This is a genomic window from Acidimicrobiales bacterium (assembly GCA_016794585.1).
Classification (GTDB): Bacteria; Actinomycetota; Acidimicrobiia; order Acidimicrobiales; family DATDAH01; genus JAEUJM01.
Genome location: JAEUJM010000016.1, coordinates 27,651 through 49,734, shown reverse-complemented (window position 1 = coordinate 49,734; position 22,084 = coordinate 27,651). Strand labels below are relative to the sequence as shown.

15 protein-coding genes are annotated in these 22,084 nt (G+C 72.0%); all 15 read right to left on the bottom strand.

Annotated elements, in window-relative coordinates:
- Positions 1–61: 61 nt before the first annotated feature.
- Positions 62–1,819: a hydantoinase B/oxoprolinase family protein gene (locus tag JNK12_08985; GenBank protein ID MBL8776053.1), complete on the bottom strand. Its 1,758-nt coding sequence runs from the start codon at positions 1,817–1,819 to the stop codon at positions 62–64.
- Entirely contained in the window at positions 1,819–3,879 is a 2,061-nt protein-coding gene (locus JNK12_08980) for a hydantoinase/oxoprolinase family protein (protein ID MBL8776052.1), read from the bottom strand. Before JNK12_08980 ends, JNK12_08985 begins: the two co-directional genes overlap by 1 nt.
- A 7-nt stretch (positions 3,880–3,886) precedes the next feature.
- A complete protein-coding gene (locus JNK12_08975) occupies positions 3,887–5,146 on the bottom strand; it encodes an aminotransferase class V-fold PLP-dependent enzyme (GenBank protein ID MBL8776051.1) in 1,260 nt (419 codons plus the stop codon).
- Positions 5,143–5,901 carry an SDR family oxidoreductase gene (locus tag JNK12_08970; protein MBL8776050.1) on the bottom strand — a complete coding sequence of 253 codons (759 nt, stop codon included), beginning with the start codon at positions 5,899–5,901 and terminating at the stop codon, positions 5,143–5,145. Before JNK12_08970 ends, JNK12_08975 begins: the two co-directional genes overlap by 4 nt.
- Before the next feature lie 25 nt (positions 5,902–5,926).
- Positions 5,927–7,420, bottom strand: a complete 1,494-nt coding sequence (locus JNK12_08965) for a CoA-acylating methylmalonate-semialdehyde dehydrogenase (GenBank protein MBL8776049.1) — start codon at positions 7,418–7,420, stop codon at positions 5,927–5,929.
- Complete coding sequence (locus JNK12_08960; protein MBL8776048.1) at positions 7,417–10,290, bottom strand: ATP-binding cassette domain-containing protein; 2,874 nt, start codon at positions 10,288–10,290, stop codon at positions 7,417–7,419. The genes JNK12_08965 and JNK12_08960 overlap by 4 nt, the downstream gene beginning before the upstream one ends.
- Positions 10,290–12,545 (bottom strand): MFS transporter, encoded by a 2,256-nt coding sequence (locus JNK12_08955; protein ID MBL8776047.1) that lies wholly within the window; start codon positions 12,543–12,545, stop codon positions 10,290–10,292. Before JNK12_08955 ends, JNK12_08960 begins: the two co-directional genes overlap by 1 nt.
- Positions 12,545–14,011 (bottom strand): ABC transporter substrate-binding protein, encoded by a 1,467-nt coding sequence (locus tag JNK12_08950; protein ID MBL8776046.1) that lies wholly within the window; start codon positions 14,009–14,011, stop codon positions 12,545–12,547. The genes JNK12_08955 and JNK12_08950 overlap by 1 nt, the downstream gene beginning before the upstream one ends.
- A gap of 107 nt (positions 14,012–14,118) precedes the next feature.
- On the bottom strand, positions 14,119–15,678 hold the full coding sequence (locus JNK12_08945; GenBank protein MBL8776045.1) for an acyl-CoA synthetase: 1,560 nt from the start codon (positions 15,676–15,678) through the stop codon (positions 14,119–14,121).
- Positions 15,679–15,741: 63 nt separating this feature from the next.
- Complete coding sequence (locus JNK12_08940; GenBank protein MBL8776044.1) at positions 15,742–16,527, bottom strand: alpha/beta fold hydrolase; 786 nt, start codon at positions 16,525–16,527, stop codon at positions 15,742–15,744.
- On the bottom strand, positions 16,524–17,540 hold the full coding sequence (locus JNK12_08935; protein MBL8776043.1) for an LLM class F420-dependent oxidoreductase: 1,017 nt from the start codon (positions 17,538–17,540) through the stop codon (positions 16,524–16,526). Before JNK12_08935 ends, JNK12_08940 begins: the two co-directional genes overlap by 4 nt.
- Positions 17,537–18,772 (bottom strand): alpha/beta fold hydrolase, encoded by a 1,236-nt coding sequence (locus JNK12_08930; protein ID MBL8776042.1) that lies wholly within the window; start codon positions 18,770–18,772, stop codon positions 17,537–17,539. The genes JNK12_08935 and JNK12_08930 overlap by 4 nt, the downstream gene beginning before the upstream one ends.
- A gap of 10 nt (positions 18,773–18,782) precedes the next feature.
- Positions 18,783–20,234, bottom strand: coding sequence for an amidase (locus JNK12_08925; protein ID MBL8776041.1), 1,452 nt, complete (start codon positions 20,232–20,234; stop codon positions 18,783–18,785).
- 55 nt (positions 20,235–20,289) lie between these two features.
- Positions 20,290–20,964, bottom strand: coding sequence for a TetR/AcrR family transcriptional regulator (locus JNK12_08920; GenBank protein MBL8776040.1), 675 nt, complete (start codon positions 20,962–20,964; stop codon positions 20,290–20,292).
- 19 nt (positions 20,965–20,983) lie between these two features.
- On the bottom strand, positions 20,984–22,084 hold the full coding sequence (locus JNK12_08915) for an acyl-CoA/acyl-ACP dehydrogenase (protein ID MBL8776039.1): 1,101 nt from the start codon (positions 22,082–22,084) through the stop codon (positions 20,984–20,986).

The window sequence follows — 22,084 nt, the reverse complement described above, 5'->3', positions numbered from 1 at the left end:
TTCCTCTCGGCCAGGTCGCCCACCACGCCGCCGATGCCCGTGGCCAGTCGCTCGCGGTCGATCACCCGTTGCCTCCGTCTCGTCGCGCCGCCGTGGCGGCGACGTCCACCTCGCCATCGTCGCCCACGACGACGCCGTACACCTCGACCGCCCGTTCGCGGCTGACCCAACCCTCGGCCACGTCGTGGGCCACGGCCTCGGCCGGGCGGTCGACGGGCGGACCGTACCCGCCGCCGCCGGCGGTCCGGGCGACCATGCGCTCACCCGGCGCGATCACCGTCGGCCCCCAGGCGTCGACCTCCTCCAGGCGCCCGTCGGCGCCCCGTCGGTGCTGCGCCGAGGGGGCCCCGCCGAGCCCGCCCTGGGCGCCGGCGGTGGCGTTCACCGCGCCGTCGTTGGCGTAGAGGGTCTCGATCGTGCAGCCCAGCGGCCCGTACTCCACGTGCAGGCCGGGCGCTCCGCGGTGGCGGCCCGCGCCCTCACTGTCGGGCACCAGCCGCCGCTCGTGGACGACGAGGGGCTGCTTCATCTCGTCGATCTCCACGCTGTCGAGCAGCAGCGAGCCGCCGCTGCCGAGGTCGGACATGGTCAGCCACCCGTCGGTGTCGGGGCCGCCGGCACCGCCGTTGGGACCCGTGAAGAGCTGGTTGACGAACGCCGTGTCGTGCCGCGGATCGACGCCCGACACCACCGCCTCCGACGGCGAGAAGCCGGTCCCCACCTCGGCCAGGCCGATACCGACCCCGATGTCGGCCATCGACCGCTGCACGATGTTCACCACCCGGTTGGCCAGGTTGGTGGTGGCGGCCGAACAGCTGGCCGGGTGACGGGGGACGCCGACCACACAGCCGTCGCGCAGCAGCACCTCCACGCGCCGGAACGCGCCCTGGTTGTGCGGGATGGTGTGGTCGATGCTGTTGAACACGCCGATCATGGCCGAGGCCCGCGACGCCGCCTCGCTCAGGTTGAGACCGCACGGCACGCAGTCCGGGTTGTCGCGCAGGTCGACCTCGATCACCTGGCGCTCGGGGTCGACCCGCACCGTGGCCCCGACCGTGACCCCGTCGGGCAGGCCGGGCACGGGGTCGTGCGTCGTCGAGGCCGATGCCGTGCCCGCGGGCAGCGCTCCGATGGCCGCGGCCATCCGCCGCTCGCCGTAGTCGAGCCACTGCTCGGCGAACGCGTCGAGCGCCCCCCACCCCAGCTCCTCGGCCAGCTCGGCGACGGCCCGCTCGCCGATGCGCACCGTGCCCACCAGCGCCAGGTAGTCGCCCCGCCACTGGTCGGGCACCCGGATGCGCATCTCGCACATGCGCAGCACGTCGGCGCAGTCCTCGTACTCCCGCTGCACCTGCACGCAGGGGAAGATCAGCGCCCCCTCCTCGTACACGTCGCGGGCGCTGACCATGTAGGTGGTGGGCACCGAGTTGCCGCAGTCGGCCTGGTGGGCCTTGGCCAGCACCGTGAAGCGGTGCACGCCGTCGGCGTCGACCACCGGCACCAACAGCGAGTGGTCGGCCGGGTGGGTGTTGCCGTGGTACGGCGAGTTGTGCAGGTAGGCGTCCCCCGCCTTCGGCTCGGGGAAGAACTCGAGCATCGAGCGCGCCTGCAGGTCGGGGCCACCGGTCACGTGGATGGGCAGGCTCTCCGCGGTCATCAAGATGTCGCCCGCGGCGGTGAGGATGCAGCACGAGAAGTCCCGGGCGGTGTTGAGCACGCCCGACCGGCCGGACCGGGCGAGCGTGTTCTGCATCTTGCGCACGATGGCGGCGAAGCGGTTGCTGAGCACCGCCAGCTCGGCGCCGTCGAGGGTGCCCATCAGAGCTCCACGACCAGGGAGCCGGCCGGCGTGCGGCGGGCGGTCGCCCCCTTGGGGACGACCGCGGTGGTGAACGCGGACTCGATCAGCAGGGGGCCTTCGGCCGCCTCGTCGTCGCCGAGCGCGCCGAGGGCCCGGACCGGGGTCGCCACCATGCCGACCCCGTCCACGTAGGCCAGCCGCTCGGCCCCGGCGACGGTGGTGTCCTCGGCCCTGGCCGTGAGCAGCCCGCCCGAGCGCCGCAGCGGGCACCGCACCCGGGCGCCCCAGCCGACCACCTCGACCGGCGAACCGGGGTCGGAGATGCCCAGCACGGTCTCGTGCACGCCGTGGAAGTCCTCGACGAAGGCGTCCACGTCGGCGGCCGAGGCGAACCGCGGGACGCGCAACGGCACCTCGAGCTCCCAGATCTGCTGCGGGTAGCGGGCCTCGGCGTAGAGGGAGACCGTCGACGCCTCGTCGGTGGCACCGGATCGCGACACGAACGCCGCCGCCTGCCCCTCGAGGGTGGCAAGCGCGTCGTTGACCGCGTCGGCGGCGAAGGTCGCACTGGTGGTCGGCACCGTGGCCGTGTAGGCCGCGGTGAGGTCGGACATGAGCGCGCCGGCCGCGGCGAGGGCGGCGGCCACCGCGGGCAGGATCAGCCGGCGGCAGCCGAGGCGCTGGGCGACGGCGACGGCGTTGAGGCCCGCCGCTCCCCCGCCGCCGACGAGGACCGACCCGGCCGGGTCGATGCCCTGCTCGAGGCAGATCTCCTCGATGGCCCGCACCATCTGCTCGGTGGTGAGGCGGAGGACGGCCGCGGCCGCCTCCACGTCGTCGAGCCCGAGCGGCCCGCCGACGGCCTGGCGGACCGCGGCGACGGCGGCGCCGGCGTCCAGCGGCATCGCCCCGCCGGAGAAGGCGGCCGCGTCGAGGTGGCCGAGCACGACCGCGGCGTCGGTGACGGTGGCGGCCGTGCCCCCCCGCCCGTAGCAGGCGGGCCCGGGCACCGAGCCGGCGCTCTGGGGGCCGACGTGCAGCAGCCCGCCGGGGTCGACCCACGCGATGCTGCCGCCACCGGCGCCGACGCTCTTCACGTCGATCGACGGCAACCCGGTCATGTGCCCCGTGAAGCGGGGGCCGACCCACGCCGACCGGGTCCACGGGATCTGCCCGCCCCGGACGACGGTGACGTCGTAGGTGGTGCCGCCGGCGTCGGCCACGATCACCTCGGCCGAGTCGAGGTCGGCGGCCGCGTAGGCCCGCCCGGCCACGGGGGCCATCGACGGGCCGGAGTTGATCGAGAGGATCGGCGCCCGCACCACGTCGTCGGCGTCGACCACGCCGCCGCTCGACGTGACCACGAGCAGGCGGCCGCCGAAGCCCGCGTCGCCCAGCCGGGTACCGAGGTCCTGCAGGTACCGGCTCATCAACGGCTTGAGCGAGGCGTCGATGCAGGCCGACGAGGCGCGCCGGTACTCCCGCAGCGACGGGTTCAGGGCGTGGGACAGGGTGTGGGGCACGTCGGGCAGGCGCTCGGCCAGCACCTCGCCGACGACGAGCTCGTGCGCCGGGTTCACCGTCGACCACAGCAGGCACACACCCACGGCTTCCACCTCGGTGGCCGCCAGGCGATCGGCGATGGCTTCCACCGAACCCCGGTCCAGGGGCTCGAGCTCCTCGCCGGTGGCCAGCAGCCGGCCGGGCACCTCGAAGGTCAGCGATCTCGGCACGTAGGGCTCGGGATAGGGCACCGTGAAGTCGAACGGGTCCTCGCGCCCGCCCTCCCGCAGCAGCAGGACGTCGGGATGGCCGGCGGTGGTCAGGAACGCCGTCGTCGCGGTCGTCCTGGTGAGGACGGCGTTGAGCCCCCGGGTCGTGGCGTGCACGAACGTGTCGGTCGCCGCCAGCAGCTCGGACCGGGTGACCCCCCGGCGGGCCGCGGCCGCCGCCAGGACGTCGAGGATCCCCTCGGCGGGGTCGTGCGGCACCGTCGGCGCCTTGGCCAGCTCGAGGTGGCCCCCGTCCTCGAGGACGAGGTCGGTGAAGGTCCCCCCGATGTCGACCGAGATGCGCACGTCGACCTCAGAAGCCGTACTGGGAGACCGGGCCGCCGTCGGCCCCGGCCGCCGCGCCGTCGAAGGGCACGGCCAGCTCCATGGCGTCGCGCAGGTCGTCGAGGAACGGGCCCACCTGGCCGTGGTTGTGGGGCATGGGCACGACCACGATGCTGACCGGTTCCGGCACCGCCCGCGCCGAGAACATCCAGCCCCGGTCGCGCAGCTCGGTGGCCACCGGCCGCAGGTCGAGCTCGTCGCTGACGATCAGAGCGATGTTGATGCGGGTGCCCGGGTAGATCGACAGGCCGTCGATGGCGGTGGCGCCGGCGATCAGCTCGTCGCGCAGCGCCATCGACTTCAGCGACACGGCCTGGTAGCCCTCCTCGCCGAGCAGCTTCACCATGGTCCAGGCCCCGGCGATGGGGCCGGTGCCCCGGGTGCCCGTCATCGTCCCGTTCGGCGGGCAGACGGCCTTGGCGTGCTCGAGCACGCCGGCGTCGCGGAAGAACAACGTCCCGGCCGGCGGCGGCGCCATGCCGTTCTTGTGGAGGTCGGCGCTGATGGTGCTGACCCCCGGCACCCGGAAGTCCCAGAGGGGGAGCTCGGTGTCGTACCCCGAGCGCTCGAGGAACGGGAGGATGTAGCCCCCGAAGGCACCGTCGACGTGCAGATGCAGGTCGCGCTCGAGGGCGATCTCCCCGATGGCCTCGATGGGGTCGACCGTGCCGTAGGCCCACGTGCCCGCCGTGGTGAAGAGGGCCACCGTGTCCGGGCGGATCGCCGCGGCGTAGGCCTCGACGTCCACCTCGTAGAGCGAGCCCTCGACCGACGGCACGACGATCGGCTCGAGCCCGAACATCCGGCACAGCTTGGGGACGGAGTAGTGGGCGTTGGCCGGGTACACGAGGCTGCCGCCCGTGGTGATCCCCGACCGCTCGCGCCCCGCCAGGATGGCGCACATGTTCGACTCCGACCCGCCGGAGGTGACGAACCCGGCGGGCTCGGCGGCGCCGAGGATGCCGCCCATCCACGACACGATCTCGGCCTCCATCTCCCGGGCTCCGCCACCCGTGATCCACGTCTCGCCGTGCACGAAGCGCTCGTAGGCCTCGATCGACCGGTGGCGCACCTCGTCGCCCCAGGGCAGCTCCGGGCAGGCCACCAGGTGCGGGCCCTCGTCGAAGAAGTTCCGGGTCCACTCGTGGAAGCGCGAGGCCCGCTCGAGCCGGCTGAGCTCGTCGCCGAAGTCGTAGTGGTCGATACCGCTCGGGAAGCGATCGGTCATTGCGCCGTCTCCCCACCGTCGACGCGCAGGCTGGTGCCGTGCACCCAGGCCGACGCCGCGGAGGCCAGGTAGACCACCGCCGGGCTGATGTCCGTGACCTCGCCGATCCGACCGGCGGGCGTGGCCGCCTCGACCGACGCCTTGACCTCGGCGTCGGCGAAGAAGGCGGCGTTCATGGGGGTGCGCACGTTGCCCGGGGCGACCGCGTTGACCCGGATGCCCTGGGGGGCGAGCTCGACCCCGAGGGCCTTGACCAGCATCTCCACCGCCCCCTTCGAGACGCAGTAGGCGGAGTCGTTCGCCGAGCCCACGTGGCCGGCGGTCGAGGAGAGGAAGATCACCGAGCTGCCGCGCCCGAGGTGCGGCAGCGCCTCCCGGGTGAGCCGGTACGGGGCCCGGGCGTTCGTGGCCCACTGGGCGTCGATCACCGCGTCCGTGCTGTCGGCCAGCGACGCCTGCTCGTAGATGCCGGCCGAGTGCACGAGCACGTCGATGCGGCCGAACCGCTCGACCGCCGCCGCCACCACCGCCGCGGGACCGTCGTCGGCACAGAGGTCGGCGGCCACGCTCAGCGCGTCCGCCCCGGTGGCCGCCACGGCGGCCTCGGCGTCGGCGAGGCGCTCGACCGACCGGCCGACGAGGACGACCTGGCTCCCGGCCTCGCCGAGGGCGCGGGCGATCTCGGCACCGATGCCGGAGCTGGCACCGGTGACGACGGCCACTCTTCCGTGCAGGTCGAAGGGGGATGCGGTCATGCGGGGACCTTTCGGGGTCGGGAGATCAGTGGGTGCGGGGGAAGCCGAGGTCGACCGTGCTGGTCGCCGGATCGGGCCACCGCGCGGTGACAACCTTCGTGCGGGTGCAGAATCGAATGCCCTCCGGCCCGTAGATGTGGGTGTCGCCGAACAGCGACTGCCCCCACCCGCCGAACGAGTGGTAGGCCACGGGCACCGGGATCGGCACGTTGATGCCGACCATCCCGGCCTCCACCTCGAACTGGAATTGGCGGGCGGCGCCGCCGTCACGGGTGAAGATGGCGGTGCCGTTGCCGTAGGGGCTCCGGGCGATGAGCTCGACCGCCTCCTCGAAAGTGTCGACCCGCACGACGGACAGCACCGGCCCGAAGACCTCGTCGGCGTAGACCGACATGGCGGGATCGACGGTGTCGACCAGGGTGGGGCCGAGGAAGAAGCCGTCCGCGTGGCCGGCGACGGCGCAGGCCCGACCGTCGACCACCACGGCGGCGCCGGCGGACTCGGCGGCGTCGACGTAGGACGCCACCCGGTCCCGGTGCTCGGCGGTGATCAGCGGGCCCATCTCCGATTCGTCCTCGGTGCCCGGGCCGACCACCAGCGCCGACGTGCGCTCGGCGATGGCCTCGACCAGCGGGTCGGCCACGGCACCCACAGCCACGACCACCGAGACGGCCATGCAGCGCTCGCCGGCCGAGCCGAAGGCGGCCGAGACGGCGGCGTCGGCGGCGAGGCCGACGTCCGCGTCGGCCAGCACGATCATGTGGTTCTTGGCCCCACCGAGCGCCTGGACGCGCTTGCCGGCGGCGGCCGCCCGGGCGTAGATCGAGCAGGCGACGGGCGTCGAGCCCACGAAGCTGACGCCGGCGACCTCCGGGTGGTCCACCAGCCGGTCGACCGCCTCACGGTCGCCCTGGACCACGTTGAAGACGCCGTCGGGAACGCCGGCCTCGGCCACCAGCTCGGCCAGCAGGAGCGACGCCGACGGGTCGCGCTCGGACGGCTTGAGCACGAACGTGTTGCCGCAGGCGATGGCGGTGGCGAACATCCAGCACGGCACCATCACCGGGAAGTTGAACGGGGTGATCCCGGCCAGCACCCCGACGGGCTGGCGGATCGTGGTCACGTCGACACCGGTCGAGGCCTGCTCCGTGAAGGCGCCCTGGAGCAGCGTCGGCACGCCGCACGCGAACTCGACGTTCTCCAACCCTCTGGCCACCTCGCCGGCGGCGTCGGCGAGGACCTTCCCGTGCTCGGCGGTGACCAGTGCGGCCAGGTCGTGGCGGCGGCGCACCATCAGCTCGCGCAGCTCGAACAGGATCGAGGCCCGTCGGGCCACGGAGGTGGCCCGCCACTCGGGGAACGCCGCCTTCGCGGCGGCGACCGCGTCGTCGACCTCCGCGGTCGACGCCAAGGCGACCGTGGCGGTCTGGCGGCCCGTCGCCGGGTCGAACACGGGTGCCGATCGACCGGAGGCACCTTCGACGGCCTTGCCGGCGATCCAGTGGCCGATCCGCGTCACGAGCCGACCTCATCGGGAGCGGCGCCGACCGCCACGGCACCCGAGCGCTGGATGACCCGCTCGTCGGTGCCGAGGTACGACGCCACGACGAGCGGGTCGTTGCGGACCGCGTCGGGGCTCCCCTCGGCGATCACCCGCCCGGCCTCGAGGCAGTACACGCGGTCCGAGATCCCCATGATCAGCGGCATGTCGTGCTCGATCACGACCATCGCCGCACCCAGCTCGCGCCGGATGCTCACGATCAGGGGGCCGAAGGCCTCGGTCTCGCGCTGGGCCACGCCGCCCGTCGGCTCGTCGAGCAGCAGCAGCTTGGCGTCGGCCGCGACGAGGCAGCTCAGCTCCACGATGCGGCGGGTACCGGTCGAGAGGTTGGCCACGAACTGCTCGGCGTAGGCCCCCAGGCCGACGAAATCGATGAGCTCGGTGGCCTCGGCGCGCTTGCGCCGCTCACGGCCGGGCGACGGGGGCAGGCCGGTCATCGACGGCACCACCAGCGACCGCTCCCGGGCCTCGAGGGCGACCATGATCGTCTCCCGCACGGTGAGCTCGGGGTACAGCCGGGCGGCCTGGAACCCGCGGCCCATGCCCACGAGGTGGCGCTTGTGCGGGGGGAGGCCGTTGACGTCGCGGCCGAGCACCTCGATGGTCCCCGACGACGGGACGAAGCCGCTGATGGCGTTCATCAGCGTCGACTTGCCGGCGCCGTTGGTGCCGATGATCCCGACCAGCTCGCCGCCGTCCACCGCGAGCGACACGCCGTCGACGGCGGTGATGCCCCCGAAGCGAACCCGCAGGTCGTCCAGCCGGAGCCACGGCGCCCCCTCGGGGACCGCGATCTCGCGGCTCGAGCGGACCGGCACCTCGGCGGGCGCCGCCGGGGCGGCCGCCGGCTCCTTGGCGGTGAGGCGGCGGTCGGCCCAACCCAGCACGGCGTCGCGGCCCGCGTAGACGATCTGCATCAGCCCGCCGGGGAAGTACATGAGCAGCAAGAGCAGGCCGACCGCGCTGGTGAGGAGCCGGACCTCCTCGACGTCGCCGAAGGCGACGGGCAGGCCCCGGACGAACAGCGCCCCGATGATCGGGCCGGCCACCGAACCGAGACCCCCGATGACGGCCGTCGCGATCATGCGGAGCGAGTCGTCGGGGGTGAAGGCCTCGGTCGGGTTCAGCTCCACCCGGAGGGTGATGAAGAGCGCGCCGGCGAAGGCGGCCATGCCCCCGGAGATGGCGAAGGCGACGAGCTTCATCCGGGTGGCCGAGATGGTGGAGGCCGCGGCCATGTCCTCGTTCTCGTTCACGGCGATCATCGACCGGCCGAGGCCGGTGCGCCGCACGCGCGCCATGAGCGCGGTCATCAGCGCGAGGCAGGCCAGGCACAGGAAGTAGAAGCTGCGCCGGTCGGAGAAGTCGATGCCCCCGACGACCGGGGGCACCATGAACGGCGTCCTGGTGGCGAACTCCGAGCCCGTGAACGCCCCCTGGTCGAACAACCAGCTCGCCGCCGCCACCGAGAAGGCGAAGGTGATCACCGCCAGGAAGAGCCCGTGCACCCGGAGCGCGGGCAGGCCGATGAGCAGGGCGGCCACCACCCCGACGGCGGTCGCCAGCAGCACCGCCACACCCCACGGCACCTGGAGGTGCAGATCGAACAGGTCGAACGGCACCGGGATGTCGTGGTCGTGGGTGACCATCACGGTCACGACGGCGCCGACGCCGACGAACGCGAACTGGCCGAGACTGAACTGGCCGGCCCAACCCAGCAGCATCGAGAGCGGTAGCGCCACCATGGCGAAGATCAGCACGTCGGTCCACAGGAAGTCCTGGGACGGCCGGTCGAGGAAGAACGGCAGGATGGCCAGCGCGCCGAACAGCAGGCCGAAGCCGATCTTGGTGAGGTGACGGATGTACCAGAGGGCCAGCAGGCGCTCGGGGATCGGCTTCACCCGGGCGGAGAGCGAGAAGGCGGCGGGATCGCGCTGGCCGCGGACCCAGAACAGGACGAGGACCACCGCCGCGAGGAACAGCCAGAGGTCGACGATCGACTGGTTGTTGCGGTCGACGTTGGCCCGCACCACGGCCTCGAAGATCCCGACGGCCAGACCACCGACGAGGGTCAGGGGCAACGACCGCATGCGGGCGATGAGGGCCACGACCAGCGCCCGCACCATCAACGACGGGCCGATGGCGGCCGTCCCCGCTCGAACGGCGCTGCCCGGGGTGATGCCCTGGATCGGGGCGATCATGATCGCCGTCACCGCCGCGAACCCACCGGCGATGGCCCAGACGATGGTCGAGGTGGTCTTGACGCTGATCCCGAAGACACGGGCGGTGTCCGGGTTCGCCGCCGACGCCCGGACCATGAGCCCGAAGCGCGTCTTGGTCATGAACAGGGCCAGACCCAGGATGGTCACCGGGGCGACGAGGAGGACCAGGACCTCGCGGGAGACGACCAGGATCGAGTCCGTCAGCTGCCACGACACGTCGAAGGGCAGCGGGAACGCCTCGGCCGCAGCGGCGTCGGGCAGGAGGAGCCGCGCCGCGAACAGGAGCTGCGCCAGCCCGATGGTGGCGATGAGCAGGACCAGGCGCGACGACTTGGAGAGGCGCCGCACCACCGTCATCTCGACCACGACGCTGATGAGAACGCTGGCGGCCACCGCCAGGAAGAACGACGGCCAGTAGGGGATGTCGTACCCGGCCGCGAGCAGGCCGATGATGGCCACGCCGAACGCCCCGATCTCCCCCTGGGCGAAGTTCAGCACGCCGGTCGAGCGGTAGACGAGGACGAAGCCGGCGGCCAGGACGGCGTAGGTCAGACCGCTGACGGCTCCATAGAAGAGCGCCTGTTGGGTGATCTGGAAGCCGAGCATCACCCGCTTCCCCGTTCCCCGCCGAGGAACACCGCCTTGGCCAGGTCGTCGCGCTCGAGCAGCTCCTGGGCCGGACCCTCGAATTGCACCCGGCCCTTCTCCATGAAGACGGCCCGGTCGGCGAACGCGAGCGCGACGTTGAGCGACTGCTCGACGATGACCATCGTCTGGCCCTCCGCCTTCAGGCGGGCCACGACCACGAGCAGCTCCTGCAACACCGTCGGCGCCAGCCCGAGGGAGAGCTCGTCGATGAGCAGGACCTCGGGCTCGTGGACCAGGGCCATGGCGAGGGCCAGCATCTGCTGCTGGCCACCCGACAGCTGGCCGGCGGCGGTCCCCGACCGGCTCGTCAGCACCGGAAACAGGTCCATCGCCTTCGCGACCCGCTCCTGGACCTCGTGCGACGGCAAGTGGCTGGCCAGGAGCGCCGTGCGCAGGTTCTCCGCCACCGTGAGCTCGGGGAACACGCCGGCGCCGCCGCGGAGCTGGACCACGCCGACCTGGAACCGCACCTCGGCCTCGACGTAGGTCAGAGCCTGGCCGTTGAGCCGGACGACGCCGCGGTCGGGGATGCCGAGGCCGCTGATCGCTCGCAGCAGGGTCGACTTGCCGGCGCCGTTCGTGCCGAGGAGGGCCACGACCTCGCCCTTGGCCACCTCGAGGTCGACGTCGAAGAGCACCTGCACCGGGCCGTAGCTGAAGTCGAGGTTGCGGACCTGGAGGGCCGGGATGTCGCCGGGCGACCGGCGCATGCGCTGCTGTTCCTGCTGCTCCTCGAGGAGGTCCTCCACCGCGAGCGAGATGTCGCGCTTGAGGTAGCGGCCACCGGAGAAGAAGAGGAGGCCACCGATCGTGGCCGACAGCGGCACGACGATCGTGAGTGCGGTGCGCTGGCCGTGGGCATCGGAGAGCGCGCCGACGAGCAGGCTCCCGAAGAACCCGCCCATGAGGAAGGTGAAGACCGGCACGATGGCGAAGGCCTGGGCGCGCAGCCGGTAGGGAGAGACGGACGAGACGATCGGGCCCACGGCGACGAGGGCGGCGCTGGTGCAGGCGCCCGCCAGTGCGTAGAAACCGATGAGCAGGACGATCGAGTCGAAGCGCAGGCCGACCACGAGCACCAGACCGAAGGCGACGATGAAGAGCCCGGCCTGGCGCACCATGCGCTCGGGATTCTCACGGAAGGCCCGGTCGTAGAGATACCCGGCGGCGATCATGGCCACGACCGCGGGGATCTGGGCGAGCGAGAGCATCCAGCCGCGGGTGTAGGCGCCGTACTGGTAGCCGTCCCGGAGCAGCAGGCCGAGCTGCAGCGGGACCGTGATCAAGGCGAAGCCGAGGACACCGAGGCCCGTGCACACGAACCAGAAGGTCTTGATCTTCTTCATCCGCTGGTAGGCGGTGGCGATGGTGATGGGCAGCTCCTGCTTGGTGGTCTTCTCGTCGAGGAGTTCGCCGAGCACGAGCTCCTGCTCGAAGCGGCCCCGAGCCGGGTCCTTCAGGAACACGGCGGCGCCGATCGCGAAGACCACGACCACGGCGGCGATGGTCACGTACACCGTGCGCCAGCCTTCCGGGCCGCCGGCGAGGTCGGCGACGGCGCCCGCGACGAACGGCCCCAGCATGAGGCCGATCGGGGTGGCCATCGCGTAGAGCGCGAATGCCCGACCCCGACCGGGGATCGGGTACTGGTCGGCGATCAGCGAGCCGTAGACCGGGTTCGAGTAGGCGGCCCCGAAGCCGATCAGGGTGAACGCCCAGAACAGCTGGAAGGTGTTCACCGACGCCGCGACCAGCACGAGGCCGAGGCTGGCGACGAGCAACGAGACCACGACGATGAGACGCCGTGAGACCCGGTCGGCGAGCCAGCCCAACGGCACCGCACCCAGCACGAGGGCCACCCCCCCGAACGAGGCGATGCCGACGAGCTTCGTGTCGCTGATCGAGAAGGTGCTCTGGATGTCCGGGCCGAGGACGGTGGTGGTCTGGCGGTTGAACTCCTCGACGATCGTGACCAGCACGATGACGACCATCATGGCCAGTCCGCCCGCCCGCAGGGTCTCCCGCAGGCTCATGGGTGCCACGTCGACGCCGGGCAACAGGTCATCGGGGAGGACGACATCGGCCGATCGCTCGGCGTGGACCTGCTGGCTCTTGGCCTCCTCCGCCAGCACCGCCCCGGCCAGGCTGGCCGGGGCGGTGTGGGGGTTGGTCCCGTTGCGCGTGCTGGCCGCGCCGTCGTCCTCGTGCTGCATCAACCCTCCGGGATCGGGAGGAAGTCCCCCTCCGACTGGACGCAGTGGCCCTGCTCCGTGTCCGCTTCGATCTGGCACGGATACTGGAACTGGAGCCGGGTGATGGCATCCGGCGCGGTGGGCTTGCCCGGGGTGAAGCTACCGGGCGCACCCTCACCGAGGTCCACGTCGCCCAGGTTGCCCAGGGCGGCGGCGATGTCCTCTCGGGACGGGTCGGGGCCGGCGGCCTCGATCGCCCGAGCGAGCATCCGCACCATGGCGCAGTGACCCGACACCGAGCTGTAGAAGCGGGCCTCGTCGTCACCGGCCGTCGGGTCGAAGACCGTTCCGCCGGCGGCGGCGCTGTTCTCGGCGTACACCTCGTTGCACATCTGGGTGAACGGGTCCGGCTCGAACGCGTCCTCGCGCTGCTGGCCGGACTGCGCCCCGCTGATGAACACGGCGCCGTCGTACAGGGCGGCGGCGTCCTCACCGCCGAACTCGACGATCTTGCCGGTGACCAGCTCGCTGTCCTGGGCGAGGAAGCTGGTGTTGTAGAACTGGATGTCGCCGGGCTCGGCGCCCTGGGTGACCATCTCGGCGAGGTAGCCAGGCAACGACGTCGTGTCGAGCAGCGGGAAGATGACGTCGACCTCGTCGGCCAGCATCCCCTGCACCGACTCCCGAACGCCCTCGGTGCACGGTGGCCCGTCCGGGCAGCCGATGGTGTCCACGCGGACGACCTCGAGGCCCTGCTCCTCCAGCGTCTGGACGAGGCCCTCCTCCGCCACCTGCGGATCGGGGTCGGTGTCGCCGTGGACGATGCCGATCTTCTTGCCTTCCAGGTCCGGGCCGAGCTCGAGCGCGGCGTACCGGAGGATGTCCGTGGGCGAGTGCGAGACGGAGAACAGGCGACCGTCGGACTCCTCGAAGTCCGTCGCACTGAGGTCGTACGTCGTCAGGAAGATGACGTCGTTCGGTCCCGTCAGGCAGCTGGCGAGCGGCACGCCGACCCCGCTGTTCGACCACGCCGCGACCGACCGCTGCTCCTCGGCGACGTTGATGCAGGCCTCCTGGGCGGCAGCGTCGGCGTCGGGGGCGAAGCCGGGGACCGGGACCTCGACGTTCTGGAGGTCGATCTGGCGCCCGTTGATGCCGCCGCACTGGTCGTTGACGACGTCGACGAAGGTCTGCGCGTAGTCGTTCTGGTCACCCAGATCGGTCGCGAAGCCGATGCTCTCGAGGTCCTCCAGCTGCAGGCGCACGTGGGTCAGCGTGATGGAATCTGCGGTGATGCCGTCGTCGCTGGCGGTCGGGGCCTCGGCCGGCTCCCCCTCCACGGCGGTGCAGAAGGTGTCCGTACCGGTGAAGTGGCTGTCCTCGACCGGCGCCGGGGCGCTCGTCGTGGTGCCGTCGCCGGAGGCATTCTCACCGCCGCCGTCATCGCTGCTGCTGCACCCGGCCGCCACCAAGGCGAACGCGAGCACGAGTGCCGCCCCCGTCGATCGATGCCACCGTGCCCCACATCGTCGTCCTCGTCCCATCCCAGCGCTCCCCTCGATTGCCGCTGCGTACTATTCGCATGATTTCTAGCTCACCCGGACCCGCTCGTCCAGCCGCTTCCTGCCGCGGCCTCCCGGTAGCGGTCTCGCAACGCCTTCTTGGCGAGCTTCCCGGTCTCCAGTCGGGGCAGCGCGTCGACGAAGTCGATCGAGCGCGGGCACTTGAAGTGGGCCAGCTGGGATCGGCAGAACTCGATGAGCTCGGCCTCGCGTTCCGGCGTGCCGGCGTCACCCGCCCGGAGCTCCACGATCGCCTTCACCGACTCGCCGAACTCGGCGTCGGGCACCCCGATGACCGCGACATCGGCGACCAGCGGGTGGGTCAGCAGCAGCAGCTCGCTCTCCGCCGGGTAGATGTTGACGCCCCCGGAGATGATCAGGAACTCCTGGCGATCGGTCAGGTAGAGGTACCCCTCCTCGTCGACGTGGCCGACGTCGCCGAGGGTGGTCCAGAGCGGGTGCTCGGGGTGGCAGGTGGCGGCCGTCCTGGCGTCGTCGTTGTGGTAGGCGAACGGGAGCGTCTCCCGCTCGAAGTAGACGAGGCCGTCCTCACCGGTGGGCACGGGCTCGCCGCGCTCGTCGCAGATGTGGATCGACCCGAAGACCGGCCGGCCCACCGAGCCGACGTGGTGCAGCCACTCGTGGGAGTCGATGACCGTCATCCCGTTGCCCTCGGTGGCGCCGTAGTACTCCAGCACGATGGGACCCCACCACTCGATGATCCCGCGCTTGAGCTCCACGGGGCACGGCGCGGCGCCGTGCAGCGCCACCTCGTGGGTGGCGAGGTCGTAGCGCTCCCGGGTCTGCTCGGGCAGGTCGAGCAGGCGCTTGAACATGGTGGGCACCCACTGGGTGTGCGTGACGCCGTAGATCTCGATGCACCGCAGCGCCTCCTCGGCGTCGAAGCGCTCCATCAGCACGCACGTGCCACCCAGGGCCTGGGTGGCCGCCGCGAAGCCCAACGCGGCCGTGTGGTAGAGCGGGGCGGTCGAGAGGTACACCGCCCCGTCGCCCATCCCCAGGAAGTTCCTGGCCATCTTCCCGCCCGGGTTCGAGTCGATCGACTTCCCGCTGAGCGGGCGCACGATCCCCTTCGGCCGGCCCGTGGTCCCCGAGCTGTAGAACATGACCTCCCCGAGCGGTTGGTCGTCCAACGGCGTCGACGGCTGGGCGCCGACGGCCTCCTCGTAGCTGTCGAAGCCGGGGCGGAAGCCGTCGTACATGAGCCACTGCACGCCCGGGACGAGAGCGGGGAGCTGTTGGGCGACGTCGCCGAGGAGCTCCGAGCACACGACGATGCGGGCCGAGCAGTCCTCGACGATGAACGCCACCTCCGCCGCCGTGAGCGAGCGGTTGATGGGCGTGAGGTAGAGGCCGGACCGCAGCGCGGCCCAGTAGACCTCGAAGTACCGCGGGTGGTTCTCGCTGAACAGGGCGACGTGGTCCCCGGGCCGCAGCCCCGCCTCCCAGAAGACCCGGGCCAGCTGGTTCGAGCCGTCGTCCAGCTCGCGGAACGTCGTGGTCTCACCGGTGCCGGCGACGACGAGCGCCGCCCGGTCCGGCGCCTCGAGCACGTGGTGTCCCGGGTGCACGGCGCCACGTTAGCTCAAACCTTGTCGCCTGACAAGGTTTTGGGTGACGCCGGCGGGTGGACGTCAGACCGGGCTGAGCTCGGTGATGAAGCGCACGACCGCGTCATCGAAGGTGCCGGGGGCCTCGAGGTTCACGCCGTGGCCGGCGTCGGCCGGCACGACCTGGAGGTGGGGCATGGTCTCCTCGAGGAGGCGACGAGGGCCGACGAACCCCTTCTCCCGCTCCCCCACCACGAGGAGGGTGGGCACCTGGTTCGCCGCGATCCTCGACCGCGACGACGTGTCCGACCCGAAGCGCAACGTGCGGGCGAGACCGACGGGGTCGTGGAGCCCGGCGTCGTCGTACAGGGCGGCCCGGACGTCGTCGGACAGGCCCTCGACGTTGCCCGGGAACATGCGTTGGGCCCGTATGGCCTCGGTGCCCCCCTGCTCGAACGCTTCGGCCATGGCCTCCATGCGGGCCGGATCGATCCGGCCCTCGACCGCCACGGCGGCGGCGCTGTTGGTGAAGATGTGGCCGAGCACCCGCTCGGGGCGGTCGAGCACGTAGCGCAGGGTGAACGCTGCGCCCAACGACTGGCCGCAGACGAACCAGCGCTCGCACCCGACGGCCTCCCGCACGGCCTCGAACGCCGCGGGGTACGCCGCCGGTTCGTACCACTCGGGCTCCGTGGGCGACGGCGACCGCCCGTGGCCCCACAGCTCGACGGTGACCGGGCGGCAGACCTCGGCCAGGCGGGGGAGGTTGGGCAGCCAGTGGGCGCGGCTCGAGAGGAAGCCGTGCACCAGGAGGAGGTGCTCGCCGACGCCGTCGTGGACGTCGACGTGCAGCTCCGGCCCGGTCGTCACCCGCCGACGCCCTGCAGGCGCTCGATCGCGGTGCGCCACCGGGACACGTCGCCGGAGCGGGGGGTGTAGAAGCTGAGGCGTTGGACCACGTCGCCGAAACGGGCGGCCACGGCGTCGGCGAGGTCCTCCGGTGCGGCGACGACGGCGAACAGGTCGAGCACGTCGTCGGTGATCAGCGCGCCCATCTCCTCCCACCGGCCCTGCTTCGACATCGCGTTGAGCTCGTCCTGCATCTCACCGAGCCCGTGGAGGTCGAGGACCGGTCGGTAGGCCGGCGTCGAGCCGTAGAACGCGATCTGCTGGCGGGTCTTCGCCGCCGAGTCGGCCATCTGCTCCTCGGTCGTGCCGGTCACCACGAAGGCGGGACCGGAGATCTCGATGTCGGCCAACGACCGCCCGGCGGACTTCGCGCCACGCTCCAGCGCCGGCAGCGTGACCTCCCGCAGGTAGCGGTCGGTGGTGAAGGCGTGGCACAGGAACCCGTCGGCGACCTCGCCGGCCACCTCGGTCATCCGCTCGCCGACGCCGGCGAGGAAGATCTTCGCGGCGCCGTGCGGGTTGGGCCCCGGGCTGAAGAACGGTGTCATCAGGGTGTGGGTGTAGAAGTCACCCCGGAAGTCGAGCTTGGTGCCGTCCTGCCACGACGCCCAGATGGCCCGGATCGCCTCGATCATCTCCCGCATCCGAGCCGCGGGGGCCGACCAGGGCATCGAGAAGCGCCGGGTGACGTGCGGCTCGATCTGGCTGCCCAGGCCGAGGAGGAACCGGCCACCCGAGGCGGCCTGGAGGTCCCAGCCCACCTGGGCCAGGAGCATCGGGTTGCGGGCGAAGGCCACGGCGATGCCCGTGCCCAGCTCGGCCCGCTCGGTCGTCTGCGCGGCGACGGCGAGGGGGAGGAACGGGTCGTGGGCGGTCTCGGCGGTCCAGAGCCCGTCGTAGCCCTGCGCCTCCCGTTCCCGGGCGACGGCGCCGACCGCACCGAGGTCGGAACCGATGCCGCCGTCGATCTTCATAGCACGCCTTCGAGCCAGTCGAACATGAATTCCGCGGCCGTGGCGTTGGCCCCGTTCTGGCAGTGGAGCTGCGCGGTCGACTCGTCGTCGAAGAGCAGGTAGTCCTTGGAGCAGGTCAGCGCGTCGAAGAGCGGTCGGGCCTGGCCGGTCGAGAACGCCTCCTGGGAGCCGTCCATGACCAGGGTCGGGCACTCGATCTTGTCCGCGTGCGGCCGCAGGTCGCAGGCCTCGAACGCCTTCATGAGGTCGTACGGGTTCGCCACCCCGTGCTTCCACATCGAGTCCTCGATGAACCACGAGTGGGTGGCCGAGATGCCCATCACCATGTCCATGGCCGCGTTGAACGCCTCGGGCCCGGCCTCGTACTGCTCGAGCAGCTCGGGCGGGAACGACGCCTTGATCGAGCTCCCCCAGTCGAGGACGCCCGGGTTGGCGATGCAGAACGCCAGGCGCTTCTCGAACGCCGCGGCGCGCGGGGCCAGGTAGCCGCCGAAGCTCGCCCCCATCAGCCCGACCCGGTCGGGGTCGACGCCGTCCAGTTCCAGCACCCGGTCGAGGGCCGGGGTGATGGCCTGCTCCCAGTCGTGGCGGAACGGGTGCCCGTGGAGGCGGATGGCCAGGCCCTGGCCGGGCCCGTGGAGGGCAAGGCAGTGGATGCCCCGCTCGATCGCGCTGTCGTAGACCCAGCGGGTGTCGTCGGGCCAGGCGTCGCGACCCTGGTGGAAGATCAAGGTCGGTGCGGGGCCGCTCGCCTTCGGCGACCGGTAGAAGTACGCGGGCAGGACGCTGCCCTCGTAGGGCACCTCGAGGTACTCGCCCGGGTAGCCGGAGAGCTCCAGGTACCGGTCGTAGCAGTGGTAGCTGGTCTTCGTGCACGTCTCCTCACGCGGGTCCGACGGAGGGCCGAAGTGCATCAGGCCCGCCCGCCAGTAGGTGGCGGCGCGGAGGTACGCCGAGGCGGCGCTGGCCCGGTTGCCCTTGGCGTCGAACGCCTCGGCCCGGGCCTGGATGCGCTGGGCCATCGCCGACCAGGCGCCGATCCAGCTCTCCATGTCGTCGGCCACGATGTGGCGGGCCACCTCGAGGCACTCCCCGAGGTCGGTCATGCCGTACAGCATCATGCTGAGGTGGTGCTTGAACTGGTCGTCCATCACCGGGTCGTCGACGAAGGTGTACGCGGTCCAGGTGTCGCGCGAGTCGATCGACACGGGTGACTCGACGGAAGCGGCCATGGGGGATCTCCTAGGGGATGTCGAGGGCGTTGACGGGCGGGATCCGGTCGGCCCAGGGCCGGGCCTCCTCGAGCTGCGCGGCGAGGCGGAACAGCAGGCCCTCGTCGCCGTAGCGGCCGACGAACTGCAGGCCGACCGGGAGGCCGTCGTCGGTCCATGCCAGCGGGACCGACATGGCCGGCTGGCCCGTCATGTTCTGCAACATGGTGAACGGCAGGAACTTCATCGACGTCGTCATCGCCCGGTTGGGCTCCTCGGGGGTGGCCTTGAACATCCCGAGCGGCAGGGCCGGTGAGCCCACCGTCGGGGTCAGCCAGACGTCGTAGGGCTCGGAGAAGGCGGCCACCTCGTCGCAGATCGACTGGATGGTGACCTGGGCGTCCATGAGGTCGTCGGCCGACGTACCGACCGAGCGGCCCCGCTCGATGGCCGCCCACGTGCCGGGCTCGAAGTCCTCCTGGACGATCGGCTTGCCGATCTTGCGCTCCCAGTTGCGCATGTCCCAGGCGGTGCCGACGGCGGAGATGTGCCCGAAGGCGCCGGCGAGCCGGGCCACGTCCAGGCGGAGCGCCTTCTCCTCCACGTGGTGGCCGAGCTCCTCGCAGAGCTCGGCGGCGTCGAGGACGGCGCGGACGCACTCGGGATCGAGGGGCACCCCCGACGGGGCCTCGGTGCTGAACACGATGTGCAGCGGCTCGACCTCGGCCCCGACCTCCTCGAGGTAGGGCCGGCGCGGCGCGGGGGCGATGAACGGATCGCCGGGGAGGCCGCCGGCGCACGCGTCGAGCAGCGCCGCCGAGTCCCGGACCGAGATCGTCAGGGCGTGCTCCGAGAGGAAGCCCATGCGGATCGAGAGGCCCAGCTCGCGGCGGGGCGACGACGTGCGCATGCGCGTGGGCTTCAGGCCGAACACGCCGCAGCAGGCCGCCGGGACCCGGATGGAGCCACCGCTGTCGCTGCCGTTGGCCATGGGGGCCAGGCGGGCCGCGACGGCGGCGGCGGCGCCGCCGCTGGACCCACCGGCCATGCGGGTCAGGTCCCAGGGGTTGCGGGTCGGCCCGTGGAGCTCGGGCTCGGTGGTCGGCTGCATGCCGAACTCGGAGAGGTTGGTCTTGGCGCAGCACACCAGCCCGGCGGCCTTGTACCGACGGGTGATCTCGCCGTCCTCCTGCGGCACGTAGTCGGCCAGGTAGCGGCTGCCGCCGGAGGCGACCTCGCCCGCGTAGGCGGCGCCGCCGCCGTCCTTGAGCAGGAAGGGCACCCCCCGGAACGGTCCGTCGGGGAGCTCCCCCGCGGCGACCCGGTGGGCCTCCTCCTCCATCGTGGCGACGACGGCGTTGACCTCGGGGTTCACCGCCTCGATGCGACGCAGCGTCGCGTCCAGCAGCTCGAGCGGGCTGATCTCGCCCGCCCGGACCATCTCGGCCTGCGCCAAGCCGTCGATGCGCGCCAGATCGGTCACGGACGCATCTGACACCAAACCTTGTCGCCTGTCAAGGTTCTAGCCGTGGTCGGTCTCAGGACGTGCGGTCGGGCCCCTCGGGGTTCCGGTACTCGCGGGCGATGCGGTCGCGGAACGACGTGAAGAGCGCCACGACGTCGGCGGACTCGCCCTCGAGCATCCAGTGGTAGGCCAGCCCGCGGAGGGTCGCGGCGTGGAGCAGGGCCTCGGCCTGCGGGTCGATCTCGGGATTGATCGTCCCGTCCGCGATGCCCGCCTCGAGGAACTCGGTGACCACGTTCACCGTGTTCCGGTGGTACGGCTCGGCGTACTGGCGCAGTGGGGACGAGGGGCGGACCGCTTCGAACGACAGCGCCCAGAGCACCCGCATCGCCTGCGGGTCGCGCTCCAGCTGGCGGATCACGGTGTCGAGGTAGGTGAGCATCGCGTCGAGGCCGGGCAGGCCGGCGATCTCGGGCAGGACGTTGTGCTCGATCCAGTCGGAGGTGATCCGCTCCATCAGGACCTTCAGCAGGTTCTCCTTGGTCCCGAACCGCGTGGTGACCAGGCCTCGGCTGTAGCCCGCCCGCTCACCGATGGCGGCGAGGCTGGTCTGCTCGAAGCCCCGCTCGGCGATCAGGTCGCCGGCGGCCTCGAGGAGGCGTCGGGTGGAGAGCTTCGAGCGGCCCTGGACCGGCTCGACGACGCCGGGCACCCCGGCGTCGCCCGGCTCCTCCCCCGCGCGGCTCATCGGGCGGGGAGCGTAGTGCTCACGGGCGCGCGGCAAGGCGGTGGACGAGCGTGCGCTTCCACCGGCGGGCGGCCCCGAGCTCGACCGCGAGCAGCCGGGCGCGACGCAAGAAGAGGTGGGCGTCGTGCTCCCAGGTGAAGCCGATCCCGCCGTGGACGTGCAGTCCTTCTTCTGCCGCAGCTTGAAATGCCTCCGTCGCGCTGATCCGGGCCAGGCAGGCCGCGATCGCGAGCTCGTCGCTGCCCGTCGAGAGCGCCCACGCGCCGTAGTAGGCGTTGGAGCGGGCCAGCTCGACCGCGACGAACACGTCGGCCAGCTTGTGCTTGACGGCCTGGTAGGAGCCGATGGGCCGGCCGAACGTGTAGCGCTCCTTGGCGTAGCCCACGGCCAGGTCGAGGCAGCGCTGGGCCCCGCCCAGCTGCTCGAACGCGAACAGCACCGCGGCGCGGTCGTAGAGCCGGTCGAGCAGGTGGCGGCCATCGCCGTCGGCGCCGAGCACCTCGGCCGCCGCGCCGTCGAAGTGCAGGCGGGCCAGGGAGCGCGAGGGATCGAGGGACGCGAGCGGCTCCCGTCGCACGCCCTCGCCGTCCAGCTCGACCAGGGCCAGCGTCGAGCCACCGTTGGCCACCACCACGGCGAGCCCGGCGCACTCGCCGTCGGGCACCGGCGCCTTCACGCCGTGCAGGCGACCGTCCTCGAAGCGGGTCTGGAGGTCGAATCCGGCGACGCGATCCCGTCGCTCCTGGACCGCCAGCGTGGCGATGAGCTCCCCCGCGGCGAGGCGCGGGAGGTAGCGCGCCCGCTGATCGGGTGAGCCGGCCAGCAACAGGGCCTCGATCCCGAGGTAGACCGAGGAGGACAGCGGGATCGGGGCCAAAGCCCGCCCCAGCTCCTCGGCCACCAGGCAGAGCTCGAGGTAGCCGAGCCCCAGGCCGCCATCGGCCTCCGGGACGGCCAGCCCCATCCAACCCATCGCCGCCCCCGCGTCCCAGAGGTCGGCGTCGAACGGGGCGGGGCCCTCGAACACCGAGCGCACGTCGCGCAGGGTGCACCGATCGTCGAGGAGGGCGCGAGCGGCCCGCTGGAGCTCCCGGTGGTCGTCGTCGAAGTCGAAGTTCAC